Source organism: Streptomyces sp. CNB091, from assembly GCF_000377965.1.
The window spans coordinates 97,554-111,039 of sequence record NZ_KB898997.1 but is presented as its reverse complement, the minus strand read 5'-3'; the positions used below and the strand labels follow the sequence as shown (position 1 = coordinate 111,039).

Sequence of the window (13,486 nt, the reverse complement as noted above, 5' to 3'; positions counted from 1 at the left end):
TGCGCGGGCATCAGTGGAAGGTGTGCTCCGGCGCCGGGAACGTGGAGCCGACGACCTCGTCCGCGAACTCCTTCGCGGCGTCGCCGAGCACCTGGCGCAGGTTCGCGTACTGCTTGGTGAAGCGCGGCACCTTGCCGCCGGTCAGCCCGACCATGTCCGTGTAGACGAGGACCTGGGCGTCGGTCGCGGAACCGGCGCCGATGCCGACGGTCGGGATGTGGAGCGTACGGGTGACCTCGGCGGCCAGCTCGGCGGGGACCAGCTCCAGCACGACGGCGAACGCGCCCGCGTCCTGCACGGCCTTGGCGTCGCGCAGCAGTTGCTGGGCGGCCTCCTCGCCGCGCCCCTGGACCCGGTAGCCCATCGCGTTGACGGACTGCGGGGTCAGACCGATGTGGCCCATGACCGGGATGCCGGCCTCGACCAGCAGCCGGATCTGCTCGTGGGACCGCTCGCCGCCCTCCAGCTTGACCGCGCCGACGCCCGACTCCTTGACCAGCCGGGTGGCGTTGCGCAGCGCCTGGACGGGGCCCTCCTGGTACGAGCCGAAGGGCAGGTCGCCGACGACGAGGGCGCGCTTGGTGCCCCGGACGACGGCGGCGGACAGCATGGCGATCTCGTCCATCGTGACGGGCACGGTGGTCTCGTAGCCGAGGTGGCAGTTGCCCATGGAGTCCCCGACGAGCATGACCGGGATGCCGGCCTCGTCGAAGACGGACGCGGTCATCGCGTCGTAGGCGGTGAGCATCGGCCACTTCTCGCCGCGCTCCGTGGCGGCGGCGATGTCGTGGACGGTGATGCGGCGGGTGGACTTCCCTCCGTACAGCGCCTTGCTGCTGTCGGCGGACGCACCCGCGGGGGAGGAGGCGCCCGTGGGGGAAGACGGATTCTGTGCAGCCTGAAGCGACATGGCCGGTGGCTCCTTCGTCATCTCGAGGCGCCCTGACGGCGTCCCCGGATCCCTTCCATGGTGGCATCCCGCCCCGCCACTCGGGAAGTGGGCCCGCACGTGTGTCCGAGGGGGGGCCGACGGGGAAACGTTCGACAACACGAGACGGCCTCGTATCGGGAGGTCTCGCCCCGTACGCGTGTGACCGTTCTGTCACAGCAGCCCGCCGTCCGGCCCCGTACCGGAACCCGTCGTCCCGCCTCCGTCGTCCTGCTTTCCGTACGGGCACTCCGTACGGTCGTGGGGACGCCGGGCGGGTCCGTGGGCCGACGGCCGGAAAGACGCCGCTCATCGCCTAGGGTCGAGGGCGCGGCGATGTGCAGGGCAAGGCAGTGAGGACAGTGCGATGGTGCAGGCGTACGGAGCGGACACGGACCACGGCAGCGCGGGGCAGCCGGAGGCCGGCGGGTCCCGCTTCCGGGGCCTGTGGGACAGACTGAGGTCCGACCGGGGCGTCTGGCGGCGCGGGATCGTGCTGGCCCTCTGCTCGGTGCTGCTGACCCTGCTGATGGTCGTCCACGCGCAGATCCCCAACCGGCTCGGCAACCTCGGCAGCCTCGTCGAGACGTTCCTGCCGTGGGTCGCGCTCTTCATCCCGGTGCTGCTGGTCCTCGGCCTGCTGCGGCGCTCGGCGACCGCCGTGATCGCGCTGCTGCTGCCCGCCGTGGTCTGGCTCAACGTCTTCGGGGGCCTGCTCACCGACAAGTCCGGCGGCGGCGGCGACCTCACCGTGGCCACCCACAACGTCAACGCCGGCAACCCCGACCCCGACGGCACCGCCCAGCAGGTCGCCGGTTCCGGGGCGGACGTCGTGGCCCTCCAGGAACTCCCGGGCAGGCAGGTCTCCACGTACGAGAAGTCGCTGGCCGACCGCTACCCGTACCACTCCGTCCAGGGCACCGTGGGCCTGTGGAGCAAGTACCCGCTGGCCGACACCAAGCCCGTCGACATCAAGATGGGCTGGACCCGGGCGATGCGCTCGACGGTCAGGACCCCGCAGGGCGAGGTCGCGGTGTACGTCGCCCACCTGCCGTCCGTCCGCGTCAAGCTGCACGCCGGGTTCACCGCCAACCAGCGCGACGCCAGCGCCGACGCGCTCGGCGAGGCCATCGCGGACGAACGGGTGGAGCGCGTCGTGCTGCTCGGCGACCTGAACGGCACGATGAACGACCGCTCGCTGAACGCGGTCACCGCGCAGATGCGCTCCACCCAGGGCGCGGCGGGCGACGGCTTCGGATTCAGCTGGCCGGCCTCGTTCCCGATGGCCCGGATCGACCAGATCATGGTCAAGGGCGTCGAGCCGCTGGCCTCCTGGACCCTCGCGGCGACCGACAGCGACCACCTCCCGATCGCGGCTCGCGTGGAGCTGTGATCGCGGCCCGCGTGGAGCTGTGATCACAGCCACGCAACCGACCGTTCACCGCGCGGCACAAAACGTCTGCGACAATTTGTTCTAGCCGCATACATAAAGAAGACCCAGCCGTCGCCCGGCATCCACACCGAGGCGACGGCTCTTCGTTCTGCCCCTGCCCCGAGTGATCGCGAAAGGTCCCCTCCCCATGCCCCTGGCTCTCCTCGCCCTGGCCGTGAGCGCCTTCGGCATAGGCACGACGGAGTTCGTCATGATGGGGCTGCTGCCCAACGTGGCGGACGACCTCCGCACCTCCGTGCCGACCGCCGGATACCTCGTGTCGGCGTACGCGATCGGCGTCGTCCTCGGTGCGCCCCTGCTCACCGGCCTCGGCTCGCGGGTCCCGCGCAAGCGGATGCTCCTGCTCCTGATGGCGCTGTTCACCGTCGGGAACCTGGCCTCCGCGCTCGCCCCGGACTTCGGCTGGCTGATCGCGGGCCGCTTCCTCGCCGGCCTCCCGCACGGCGCGTTCTTCGGCGTCGGCGCGGTCGTCGCCGCCCGGCTGGTCTCCGAGGGCCGCCAGGCGCGGGCCGTCGCGACGATGTTCCTCGGCCTGACCGTCGCCAACATCGTCGGCGTCCCCGCGGCGACCCTGCTCGGCCAGCACCTCGGCTGGCGGGCCACCTTCCTCGTGGTCGCGGCGATCGGCCTCGCCGCGATGGCGGCTCTCACGCGCCTGGTCCCCCACATCCCCGTCGAGGCGCACCAGGACGTCCGCCGTGAACTGCGCGCCCTCGGCAACCGTCAGGTGATCCTCGGCCTGCTCACCGCCGTCTTCGGCTTCGCCGGCGTCTTCGCCGTGTACGCGTACCTCTCGGCCATGACCACCAAGGCGATGGGCTTCGGCGAATCCTCGGTCACCCTGGTCCTGGCCCTGTTCGGCATCGGGATGACTCTGGGCGCCCTGGCCGCCGGCCCCCTCACCGACCGGGCGCTGCGCCCGACCCTGTACGGATCGCTCGGCGCGCTCGCGGTGATCCTGGTCGTGTTCCCGTTCACCGTGCACGTCCCGTGGGCGGCCCTGGTGATGGTGGTGCTGCTGGGCGGATTCGGCTTCATGACGACGACCCCGCTCCAGATGCTGGTGATGAACAAGGCGAAGGACGCCCCGACGCTGGCCTCCGCCTCCAACCACTCCGCGTTCAACCTGGCCAACGCGGGCGGCGCCTGGCTGGGCGGCGTGGCCATCGCGGCGGGCTGGGGCTGGACGTCCCCGGCCCTGGTAGGCGCGGTGCTGGCAGTGATCGGCCTGGCGGTGGCGGCGACGGCGGGCTTCCTGGACCGCGACCCGTCCCCGAAATCCCGCGTGGTGGCGGCCAATCAAGCCCGTCCGGCGCTTGAGGACACGTCGTTCAGCCGGACGGACCAGCACTCCACGCTCAGCCGCGGTTCAAGCCCGTCCGGCGATTGAGGACGGAACCCTGGGCGGGGCGGGCCCGCACCCTCGTCGACGCTGCCCCCGCCCGGCCGTTTCAGCCCGTCCGGCGATTGAGGACAGAACGAAGCGCCGGACGGGCCCGGCGGCCACGCGTGGCCGCCGTACAACTCAGCCCGTCCGGCGCTTGAGGACAGAGGCGGCCACCGGACGCCCCCGGTAACCGCCCCACCCGGCTACGACGACTCGCGCCAGCGACTCGTGATCGGCAGCCGCCGGTCCTTCCCGAACCCCTTGGGCGAGATCTTCGTCCCCGGCGGATACTGCCGCCGCTTGTACTCGGCCGCGTCCACCATCCGCAGCGTCTTCGCCACCAGCTCCGCGTCGAACCCGGCCGCCACGATGGCGTCAAGACCCTGGTCCCGGTCGACGTACATCTCCAGGATCGCGTCCAGGACGTCGTAGTCCGGCAGCGAGTCCGTGTCGACCTGCCCCGGCCGCAGCTCCGCGCTCGGCGGCTTGGTGATCGAGGCCTCCGGGATCGGCGGGGTCTGCCCCCGCTCCTCGGCGGCCCGGTTGCGCCACTTCGCCAGCCGGAAGACCGACGACTTGTAGACGTCCTTGATCGGCCCGTACGCGCCGACCGCGTCCCCGTACAGCGTGGAGTAGCCCACCGCCAGCTCGGACTTGTTGCCCGGCGCCAGCACGATCTGCCCCTCCTGGTTGGACAGGGCCATCAGCATCGTGCCGCGCAGCCGCGCCTGGAGGTTCTCCTCGGCGAGGCCGGTGAGCTGGAGCGATCCCATGTACGCGTCGAACATCGGCTCGATCGGCACCGTACGGAAGTTGAGCCCGGTCCGCCGCGCCAGCTCGGCCGCGTCGCCCTTGGAGTGGTCCGAGGAGTACTTCGACGGCATCGAGACCCCGTACACATGCTGGGCGCCGAGCGCGTCGCAGGCGATGGCCGCGCAGATCGCCGAGTCGATGCCGCCGGAGAGCCCGATCAGCACACTGCTGAAACCGTTCTTCGCGGCGTACGCGCGCAGCCCGACGACCAGCGCGGAGTAGATCTCCTCCTCGTCGCCCAGCCGCTCCGCGTACCCGCCCGCCAGCTCCGGCTCGTACGCGTCCACGGGCCGGTCGGACAGGACCACGTGGTCGATGTGCAGCCCGTCGTCCACCACGCCGGAGGGCGCCACGGCCTCGGCGGCGGGCAGTTCCAGATCGAGGATGACGCTGCCCTCGGAGAACTGCGGGGCGCGGGCGACGACCTCGCCCTCCTTGTCGACGACGATCGAGTCGCCGTCGAAGACCAGCTCGTCCTGGCCGCCGATCATCGCCAGGTAGGCCGTCGTGCAGCCGGCCTCCTGGGCCCGCTTGCGGACCAGCTCCAGCCGGGTGTCGTCCTTGTCCCGCTCGTACGGCGAGGCGTTGATCGACAGCAGCAGCCCGGCCCCGGCGGACCGGGCGGCCGGGACGCGCCCGCCGTCCTGCCACAGGTCCTCGCAGATCGCGAGGGCCACGTCGATGCCGTGGATCCGGACGACGGGCATCGAGTCGCCCGGCACGAAGTACCGGAACTCGTCGAACACCCCGTAGTTCGGCAGGTGGTGCTTGGCGAAGTTGAGCGCGATCCCGCCGCGGTGCAGCACGGCGGCGGCGTTGCGCGGGGAGCCGGCGGGCTGCCCGTAGCGCGCCGCGGCGTGCTCGGAGCGGTCCAGGTAGCCGACGACGACCGGCAGTTCGCCGAAGCCCTCCGCGTCGAGCCGGGCGGCCAGCGCGCGCAGCGCCTGACGCGAGGCCTCGACGAAGGACGACCGCAGGGCCAGGTCCTCGACGGGGTATCCGGTCAGCACCATCTCGGGGAACGCCACCAGGTGGGCGCCCTGCTCGGCGGCGTGCCGGGTCCAGTGGACGATCGCCTCAGCGTTGCCGGCGAGGTCACCGACGGTGGAGTCGATCTGATTCAGTGCGAGGCGTAGTTGAGGCACGGAGCCCAGTGTAATCGTCTTTCTGACGCGATGTCCCGGTGGGCCGGGCAAAATCTGCTCCGGCCCACCGAAACCGCAGGTCGAAGCCGCTATCAGCCTCGACCCACCGAGGATCGCAGGGTCAGCCGCGATACCCGATGACCGTCATCATCCCCGCCTCCGCGTGGTAGACGTTGTGGCAGTGGACCATCCACAGCCCGGGGTTGTCGGCGTCGAACTCCACGGTCAGCGACCGGTGCGGCAGCACGATCGCGGTGTCCTTACGGGCCCCGGCGGCGTTCCCGCCGAGCGCGAAGGTGTGCCCGTGCAGATGGAGGGGGTGCCACATGGCCGTCCCGTTGTCGAAGACGACCCGCACCCGCTCGCCCGCCTCCACAGGCCGCCGCTGCTTCGCGCTGTACGGCTGCCCGTCGAAGGCCCAGTCGTACTTCGCCATCCCGCCGGTGAGCCGGATACGGATCGTCCGGTCCGGCGCGCGGGAGGGCAGCGCGACCGACGGGTCCGGAGCCAGCCGCCCCGCCTCCACCAGCTTCCCGTCCAGCTCCTTGGGCCGCACGGAGGCGGCGGGCGCGGCACCGCTCCCGGTCCGCAGCACGGCCAGCGCCGACGCCTCCTTCTTCCCGGCCTTCTTCCCCTCGGCCAGCGCGGTCAGCGGGAAGACCCCGTCGCCGGCGGTGACGAGGACGTCGTACCGCTCGCCCATCCCCAGCAGCAGCGCGTCACCCGTGGTGTGCCGGACCGGGAAGCCGTCGGTGTGCGTCACGGTCATCCGGTGCCCGCCGAGCGCGACCCGGAAGGCGGTGTCGCCACCGGCGTTGATGATCCGCAGCCGGATGCGGTCGCCGGGCCGCGCGGAGAAGGAGGACGGGTCCTGCGGCACCCGCCCGTTGACCAGGTAGTGCGGGTAGGCCACGTCACCGGCGTCCCCGCCGAGCAGTTCGCTGGTGGCCCCCATCACCATCCGCGAGGGCCCGTCACCGCTCCCGTCCGCCGTGTCTTTCCCGTCCCCCTTGTCCTTCTCGTCCCCCTTGCCTCCCGTGTCCTCCTCGCCCGACATGGTGTGCGCGCCGTGGTCCATCCCGCCGCCCATGCCCCCGGACAGCTCTTTGAGGACGGCGTCCGGAGTGGACCCGTCCACCCCGTCGACCCAGTCGTCGAGGACGACGACCCACTCCTTGTCGTACGCCAACGGCTCCTTCGGGTCCTCGACGATCAGCGGCGCGTACAGCCCCCGGTCCTGCTGGACGCCGGAGTGGGGGTGGAACCAGTACGTCCCCGGGTGCGGCACGGCGAACCGGTAGGCGAAGTCGGCCCCCGGCGCGATGTCCCGCTGGGTGAGCCCGGGGACCCCGTCCATGTCGTTGCGCAGGGCGAGGCCGTGCCAGTGCAGGGAGGTGGGCTCCGGCAGATGGTTGGCGAGGGTCAGGGCGAGCGTGTCGCCGGCCGTCACCCGCACCTCGCGCCCGGGAAGCCGGTCCCCGTACGCCCAGGAGGCGACGGTCCGCCCGCCGCCGAGGTCGAGCCGGGCCCGGGTGGCGGTGAGGGAGACCTTGCGCACGGGGCCGGAGCCGCGCGCCGCCTCCGCCGCCTCGACTTCCTTGCCGCCGGGCGAGACGTACGTACCGGAGTCCTGCGCTCCGCCGGGGGAGTGGCCTCCGGTGTGATCGCCGCCGCCCCCGTCGGAACAGGCGGCGAGGGCTCCCGTACCGGCGACGGCGAGAGCGGCGCCGAGCACGGCGCGTCGAGTGGGTTGCGTGGGCATGCCGAATACACCTCTGAAGAACTGAAGAACTTGAAGAACTGAAGGGCTGTTGCTGCTGGGGAGAGGGCGGAGGTGAGACGCCCACTCCTAAATGCGCAGCACGGAGACGCTGTCGAGCACCGATATCCGGGGCGGCGGAATCGGCCGCAGGGCCCGCAGCAGCCCCGCACCCACCGGCGTACCGAGGGGCCGTCCGTCGGTGCGCAGGCCGAGCAGCCAGGAGCCGAGGAGGGCGAGCCCCCAGGCGCCGAGCACGGCGAGGCAGACGGAGAGCGGATCCATGCCGCTCATGGGTGCGCCGGAGCCGGGGGAGTCGTGCGGTGACTGCTGGAACTGCTGGGACTCTTGAGTGTCGGCGACGCCCGGAGCCGGGGCGAGACCTGCGGTCTGATCCTGGCCAGGGGCCTGGGCCAGGTGCTCCGCCATGGCGGCGGGCGGGGGCGATGAACCGCCGTGCTCCGCCGGATGCCCGACCGTGTGCATGGTGACGATGCCAAACAGCAGAGCGGCGAACAGCATCAGCTGCCCGTACGTCACGCTCCTGCTCCGCGTCCTGCCCGCCATGCGGGCCACCCTACCCCTGGCGGGTATAGGGCCCCGGGGTGGGGGCGGCCCGGCACCTCTTGATCACCTTTCCGTCACTCCGCCGGCACGGGGTGAGCGGGGAGGGCGCCGGGCCTTCGTCGTACGGGCGCTCAGCTGCGGGAGTAGACCCTCTCCGCCCAGCCCGCGATCTGCTCCTCGGTGAGGTGCTGCGCGAGGTCGGCCTCGCTGATCATGCCGACGAGCTTCTTGTTCTCGACGACGGGCAGCCGGCGGATGCGATGGGTCTGCATCTCCTCCAGGACCGCGTTCACATCGGCCTCCGCCTCGATCCAGCGGGGCGTGCCCTGCGCGAGATCGCCCGCCGTGACCTTCGCCGGGTCGTGGCCCTTGGCCACACAGCCGACGACGATGTCGCGGTCGGTGATGATGCCGACCATCCGGTCGGAGTCACCGTTGGCGGACACCGGGAGCGCGCCCACGTCGTGCTCGCGCATCAGTTGCGCCGCACGGTCGAGCGTCTCGTGGGCCGGGATCCAGCGGGCCCCGCTGTGCATGATGTCTTTGGCGGTCGTCATGGGGGATTTCCTCCTGCGTGCCGATGGCACTGCCGTACGGCCCCGAGCGCAACCCATCGTCACCGGCCCGCCGGGGCCGCGCGACCGCAATCACCCGTTCGGGTGCGCCGGCGCAAGGACGCAAACTGACGCACCCGTCGTACGGGGCCCGGGCCCAGGCCCCGAGCCCAGGCCCCGAGCTCGGGGCCCGGCTCAGGGCCGAGGCTCGGCACCCCGCTCGGCCAGCATGTCCCGCATCAGCCCCAGCTCGGACTGCTGGCCCTCGACCATGCCCCGGGCGAGCCGCTGCTCGGCCGGGACCGCGCACAGGGACGCACAGGCCTCGGCCATGTCGACGCCGCCCTTGTGGTGGTCCGTCATCAGCTGGAGGAAGAACACCACGGCCTCCTCACCGTCGAGACGGCCGAGCCGCGCCAGCTCGGAGCGGCTCGCCATGCCGGGCATGAGCACCCCGTCCGCACCGGCGCCGGAACCCGCCTCGGTGCCGCCCGAGCCGTGCCCGCCGTGCTCGTGCCCGCCCGTACCGGCCATCCACGCCATGGGCTGCTCCCCGCCCGGGGCGACCTTCGGCAGCTCCCACAGGTCGAGCCAGCCGAGCAGCATGCCGCGCTGGTTGGCCTGGGTGTTGGCGATGTCGTAGGCGAGACGGCGTACGTCCTCGTCGTCCGTACGGTCGCGGACGATGAACGACATCTCGACGGCCTGCTGATGGTGGACGGCCATGTCCCGGGCGAACCCGGCGTCGGCGGATGAGGCCTTCGGAACGCGAACAGACGCGTCCCCCGCTCCCGAGCCGTCCCCGTCGCCCCGCGCGGAGGCGACGGTGGCCGCCCCCGCGAAGAGCAGGGCGAGGGCCACGGCGGCACCGGCCGCCCGGCGGACACGCCGGGTCTTCCGCCGCTCCACGAGGGCGTGCGGGGCCTCGACGGCGTCGTCCTCGGCCGCCCGCTCCTCGGCCGCCCGCTCCCCGGCCGTCACTGCGGCACCGTGGCCAGCCCGCCGGTGCAGGGTGCGCCGGGCTCGGGGGTCTGCGCGCCCTGGACGTACTGGGCGAGGAACTGGTCCACCCGCTTGTCGTCGGCGGAGTCGACGGCCACCTGCTTGCCCCAGGCGCTGAGCATGATCGCGCCCTCCTGGCCGGCGTACGGGCTCATCAGCGTGAACGGGGTCTTTTTGACGCGCTCGGCCAGCGCGGCGACATCGGCGTCGGCGGCCTTGCCGTTGTAGGTGACCCAGACCGCGCCGTGCTCCAGGGAGTGCACGGCGTTGACGTCCGGGAGGGCCTTTTCGTATACGTCGCCGTCGCAGTTCATCCAGGACTGGTTGTGGTCGCCGCCGACCGGAGGCTTCATCGGATAGTCCACCGAACCGGCCACGTGCTGGCGGCCGAGCTTCGCCGCGTCCCAGGACTTCAGCCCCTCGATGGCCCCGCCCGTGGCATTGCCGTGGGAGTCGCCGTGACCGCCCGGGTGCTTGCCGTCCTGGGCCGCCGATGCGTCGGCGGACTTCTCGTTCGCCTCGGAGTTCTCCAGCAGCAGGTACGAGCCGAAGGCGACGAGACCGGCCACGACGGCAGCGCTCAGCCCTATGGCGATGGCCCGGTTGCGGGTGGCGCGGGCGCGCGGGTCGGGGGCCTGCGGCTGGGGGAACCGGGTGTCGAAGCTCATGTCGTCGAGTCCTTCTGCGAAGGGGCCGGGAAGAGGGGGCACGGTCCGTGAACCGATGCGCGCGGACGGGCGGAAAACCGGGCGGAGAACCGGACGGAGAACCGGACGGAAAACCGGGAGGGAAGCCAGGCGGAAAGCCGGCCACTGCTCGGCTGCCGCCCCCGTGCGCCACGGTCGCCGATCGTAGTGGGTGGCCGAGTGCTCTCTCTCACACCGTGTGCGTAATCTGGGGGAAATCCCGGGTCGCGATACTGAAGTGTCCCCCTACCCCGGGCGGTGGAGCACGGGCCGTCTGAACTGCAAGGATGTGGCAATGGACAAGCAGCAGGAATTCGTCCTCAGGACCCTTGAGGAGCGGGACATCCGCTTCGTGCGGCTGTGGTTCACCGACGTCCTCGGGTTCCTCAAGTCCGTCGCCGTGGCTCCGGCCGAGCTTGAGCAGGCGTTCGACGAGGGCATCGGCTTCGACGGCTCGGCGATCGAGGGCTTCGCCCGAGTGTACGAATCGGACATGATTGCCAAGCCGGACCCGGGCACCTTCCAGATCCTGCCGTGGCGCGCGGAGGCCCCCGGCACCGCGCGGATGTTCTGCGACATCCTGATGCCGGACGGCTCCCCGTCCTTCGCGGACCCCCGCTACGTCCTCAAGCGCATCCTCGCCAAGACGTCCGACCTCGGCTTCACCTTCTACACCCACCCCGAGATCGAGTTCTTCCTGCTGAAGAACAAGCCGGTCGACGGCACCCGCCCGACCCCGGCGGACAGCTCGGGCTACTTCGACCACACGCCGCAGAACGTCGGCATGGACTTCCGCCGCCAGGCGATCACCATGCTCGAATCGATGGGTATCTCGGTCGAGTTCAGCCACCACGAGGGCGCCCCCGGCCAGCAGGAGATCGACCTGCGGTACGCGGACGCGCTCTCCACGGCGGACAACATCATGACGTTCCGTCTGGTGATGAAGCAGGTGGCGCTGGAACAGGGCGTGCAGGCCACGTTCATGCCGAAGCCGTTCTCGGAGTACCCGGGTTCGGGCATGCACACCCACCTCTCCCTCTTCGAGGGCGACCGCAACGCCTTCTACGAGTCGGGCGCGGAGTACCAGCTCTCCAAGGTGGGCCGCTCCTTCATCGCGGGCCTGCTGACGCACGCGGCGGAGATCTCGGCCGTCACCAACCAGTGGGTCAACTCCTACAAGCGCATCTGGGGCGGCTCCTCCCGCGCGGCCGGCGCGGGCGGCGAGGCCCCCTCGTACATCTGCTGGGGCCACAACAACCGCTCCGCCCTCATCCGCGTCCCGATGTACAAGCCCGGCAAGACCGGCTCGGCCCGCGTCGAGGTCCGCTCCATCGACTCCGGCGCCAACCCGTACCTCACCTACGCGGTCCTGCTCGCCGCGGGCCTCAAGGGCATCGAGGAGGGCTACGAACTCCCGGCCGGCGCCGACGACGACGTCTGGGCCCTCTCCGACGCCGAACGCCGCGCGATGGGCATCGAGCCGCTCCCGCAGAACCTGGGCGAGGCGATCTCGCTGATGGAGAAGAGCGAACTGGTCGCCGAGACGCTGGGCGAGCACGTCTTCGACTTCTTCCTCCGCAACAAGAAGCAGGAGTGGGAGGAGTACCGCAGCGAGGTCACGGCCTTCGAGCTGAAGAACCTGCTGCCGGTGCTGTAGTAGCGGTGCCGGGCGGGGATTCCTCGCCCGGCACCGCGATCGGGCCGACAGATGCGGGATCGGGCCGATGGACGCGGGATCGGCCGACGGACGCGAACCGTCGGCCTCGACGCGTTCTCCCGGTGCCGGGCGGCCCGCGCTCTGCCTGTCCATCTGGCAGGATTCTGGTTCCGTGGTCGCGAGCGGGCGATACAGTCCGTGTCGTGGACATACCCGACTGGTTCCGCTGGGCCGTTCTCGGCTTTGCCGTCTTGCAGGCGGCCTCTCTTGTCCGGATTATTCGCCGGTTGCGCGAATCCGACCGCGCCGTGCGCTCCCTGGCGCGTCTCGAACTGCTGGACGCCGTCAGCACCTTGATGTTCATGACCGGCCTGGTGCTGAGCCTCGCAGTGGCAGCGTCCTGGATCTGGCTCCTCCTCGCCGGCTTTGCCCTCATGGTCGTCGTCTACGCCGTGAAGGCCCTCGAACTCCTCCGCGCCCGCCCCCGCACTGTGGCCTGACCCTTGGTCATGCTCAAGGGGAGGGCATTTCGCGTCCGAACCCGTTGGCGACCCACCACAGGATCGGCCGGTCCGGGGCGCGGTCGAGCCTGTGGTGGGCGGTAGCGGGGCCGGATCTTCGCCATCCGGGGCGGGCGCGGGCCGGGCGTGGCCGGAAGGGTTAAACCGGCGGTGTCCCCGGCGGTGATGGCGCCGGTGGCGGGTTGGGCAGCGGAGGGCCCTGGTCGGGCGGGGTCTTCGGAGGGCCGCTCCCGTGTTTGCCGTCGTTCAGGACCTTTCGGGGCGTCAGGCCGTAGATGCCGAACGGTGGGAAGAGGTCGACGCGACGTGGGTAGTCGCCCTCCGCGCACTCCTCGCAGAGCAGGTCGCGGCCGACGGGGGTATGGCGGGCGGCGGTGACCGGGGCTTTCCAGCACGCCTCGCAGTCGAGGACGTCCGTCGTGGAGAGGGCGATCACCCTGGCCTCCCGGGTGGTGCCGGTAACGCCTGGTGGGTCCTGCGCATCAGGTGCCTCCGTCTCTGGTGAGGGGGTGCCGGCAACCCGGCCCCGGTCGTTGTTCTGCCGAGGGCGGACGGCCGGGGCCGGGTCGGGTCGGGTCAGGGGGGGGCGCCCGGCCGTGCGCCGTCCGTTCGCCTGGCCGCGAGCCGTTCGCGTCGGCGTCCCGCGCCGCGTCTCATCGGCGGGTCTCCCGCCAGACGCGGACGAGCTTCGCCGCGTCGGGGCAGATCGTGCCGGTCCGGCACGCGGTGCAGGTCAGGGTGTGGCCGAGCAGGGCGCGGTACGCCGTGTCCGGGGATTCGGTCGTGGTCACGTTCGCCTCTCTGCTGATCTCGGCCCACACGTATTCGGCGGTGCGGTTGAGCGTGTGGCCGTAGCGGTCCGCCGTGGCCAGGGCGGCTAGGACGGCCGAGTGCGCGGTCGCGCTCAACTCGGAGGGGAGATCGGCCTCGACGCGGAAGGTGTCCAGGCCGGTGGTGAGGCGCGGTTCGGTGCCCGTGGCGGCGGCGAGCATGCCGGTCAGCGCCGCGACCCGC

Annotated in this window: 13 protein-coding genes; 4 read left to right on the top strand and 9 right to left on the bottom strand. The window is 71.5% G+C overall.

The genetic code is table 11. The annotated features are described in order from the left end of the window. Window positions 1-10 precede the first annotated feature (10 nt). Window positions 11-910: a 3-methyl-2-oxobutanoate hydroxymethyltransferase gene (panB, locus tag D581_RS0115705; protein WP_018958173.1), complete on the bottom strand. Its 900-nt coding sequence runs from the start codon at window positions 908-910 to the stop codon at window positions 11-13. A gap of 385 nt (window positions 911-1,295) precedes the next feature. Between panB and D581_RS0115700 the strand changes: the two genes are divergently transcribed. Next, window positions 1,296-2,321 (top strand): endonuclease/exonuclease/phosphatase family protein, encoded by a 1,026-nt coding sequence (locus D581_RS0115700; protein ID WP_018958172.1) that lies wholly within the window; start codon window positions 1,296-1,298, stop codon window positions 2,319-2,321. 187 nt (window positions 2,322-2,508) lie between these two features. Beyond that, window positions 2,509-3,771, top strand: coding sequence for an MFS transporter (locus tag D581_RS0115695; protein ID WP_018958171.1), 1,263 nt, complete (start codon window positions 2,509-2,511; stop codon window positions 3,769-3,771). Window positions 3,772-3,971: 200 nt separating this feature from the next. On the opposite strand, the gene D581_RS0115690 is transcribed toward D581_RS0115695, so the two are convergent. The 6 genes from D581_RS0115690 to D581_RS0115665 all read right to left on the bottom strand — a co-directional run bounded on the left by D581_RS0115690 (window position 3,972) and on the right by D581_RS0115665 (window position 10,276). Next, window positions 3,972-5,726 carry an NAD+ synthase gene (locus tag D581_RS0115690; RefSeq protein ID WP_018958170.1) on the bottom strand — a complete coding sequence of 585 codons (1,755 nt, stop codon included), beginning with the start codon at window positions 5,724-5,726 and terminating at the stop codon, window positions 3,972-3,974. A 121-nt stretch (window positions 5,727-5,847) separates the two neighbouring features. Continuing rightward, the gene (locus D581_RS0115685) at window positions 5,848-7,488 is read right to left on the bottom strand and encodes a multicopper oxidase family protein (RefSeq protein ID WP_026290549.1); all 1,641 of its coding nucleotides are present in this window, start codon (window positions 7,486-7,488) and stop codon (window positions 5,848-5,850) included. Between the two features lie 87 nt (window positions 7,489-7,575). Further along, a complete protein-coding gene (locus D581_RS0115680) occupies window positions 7,576-8,052 on the bottom strand; it encodes a hypothetical protein (RefSeq protein ID WP_026290548.1) in 477 nt (158 codons plus the stop codon). A 131-nt stretch (window positions 8,053-8,183) separates the two neighbouring features. After that, window positions 8,184-8,609: a CBS domain-containing protein gene (locus D581_RS0115675; protein ID WP_018958167.1), complete on the bottom strand. Its 426-nt coding sequence runs from the start codon at window positions 8,607-8,609 to the stop codon at window positions 8,184-8,186. A gap of 192 nt (window positions 8,610-8,801) precedes the next feature. Continuing rightward, the gene (locus D581_RS0115670; protein WP_032752763.1) at window positions 8,802-9,515 is read right to left on the bottom strand and encodes a DUF305 domain-containing protein; all 714 of its coding nucleotides are present in this window, start codon (window positions 9,513-9,515) and stop codon (window positions 8,802-8,804) included. 68 nt (window positions 9,516-9,583) lie between these two features. Next, window positions 9,584-10,276, bottom strand: coding sequence for a thioredoxin-like domain-containing protein (locus tag D581_RS0115665; RefSeq protein WP_018958165.1), 693 nt, complete (start codon window positions 10,274-10,276; stop codon window positions 9,584-9,586). Window positions 10,277-10,589: 313 nt separating this feature from the next. Here D581_RS0115665 and glnA point away from each other — a divergent pair, with 313 nt between their 5' ends. Together glnA and D581_RS0115655 are read left to right on the top strand one after the other, a co-directional pair. Further along, entirely contained in the window at window positions 10,590-11,951 is a 1,362-nt protein-coding gene (glnA, locus tag D581_RS0115660) for a type I glutamate--ammonia ligase (RefSeq protein WP_003969536.1), read from the top strand. A gap of 203 nt (window positions 11,952-12,154) precedes the next feature. After that, window positions 12,155-12,451 (top strand): hypothetical protein, encoded by a 297-nt coding sequence (locus tag D581_RS0115655; protein WP_018958164.1) that lies wholly within the window; start codon window positions 12,155-12,157, stop codon window positions 12,449-12,451. Window positions 12,452-12,611: 160 nt separating this feature from the next. Here the strand turns inward: D581_RS0115655 and D581_RS0115650 are convergent, their stop codons facing one another. After that, entirely contained in the window at window positions 12,612-12,908 is a 297-nt protein-coding gene (locus tag D581_RS0115650) for a hypothetical protein (protein WP_018958163.1), read from the bottom strand. Between the two features lie 217 nt (window positions 12,909-13,125). Further along, entirely contained in the window at window positions 13,126-13,464 is a 339-nt protein-coding gene (locus D581_RS0115645) for a hypothetical protein (RefSeq protein ID WP_018958162.1), read from the bottom strand. Window positions 13,465-13,486 lie beyond the last annotated feature (22 nt).

Excerpts from the sequence above, each read along its gene's own strand:
- panB (WP_018958173.1), bottom strand. The coding sequence starts at position 910 with ATGTCGCTTCAGGCTGCACAGAATCCGTCTTCCCCCACGGGCGCCTCC.
- D581_RS0115700 (WP_018958172.1), top strand. The coding sequence starts at position 1,296 with ATGGTGCAGGCGTACGGAGCGGACACGGACCACGGCAGCGCGGGGCAG.
- D581_RS0115695 (WP_018958171.1), top strand. The coding sequence starts at position 2,509 with ATGCCCCTGGCTCTCCTCGCCCTGGCCGTGAGCGCCTTCGGCATAGGC.
- D581_RS0115685 (WP_026290549.1), bottom strand. The coding sequence starts at position 7,488 with ATGCCCACGCAACCCACTCGACGCGCCGTGCTCGGCGCCGCTCTCGCC.
- D581_RS0115680 (WP_026290548.1), bottom strand. The coding sequence starts at position 8,052 with ATGGCGGGCAGGACGCGGAGCAGGAGCGTGACGTACGGGCAGCTGATG.
- D581_RS0115675 (WP_018958167.1), bottom strand. The coding sequence starts at position 8,609 with ATGACGACCGCCAAAGACATCATGCACAGCGGGGCCCGCTGGATCCCG.
- D581_RS0115665 (WP_018958165.1), bottom strand. The coding sequence starts at position 10,276 with ATGAGCTTCGACACCCGGTTCCCCCAGCCGCAGGCCCCCGACCCGCGC.
- glnA (WP_003969536.1), top strand. The coding sequence starts at position 10,590 with ATGGACAAGCAGCAGGAATTCGTCCTCAGGACCCTTGAGGAGCGGGAC.
- D581_RS0115645 (WP_018958162.1), bottom strand. The coding sequence starts at position 13,464 with ATGCTCGCCGCCGCCACGGGCACCGAACCGCGCCTCACCACCGGCCTG.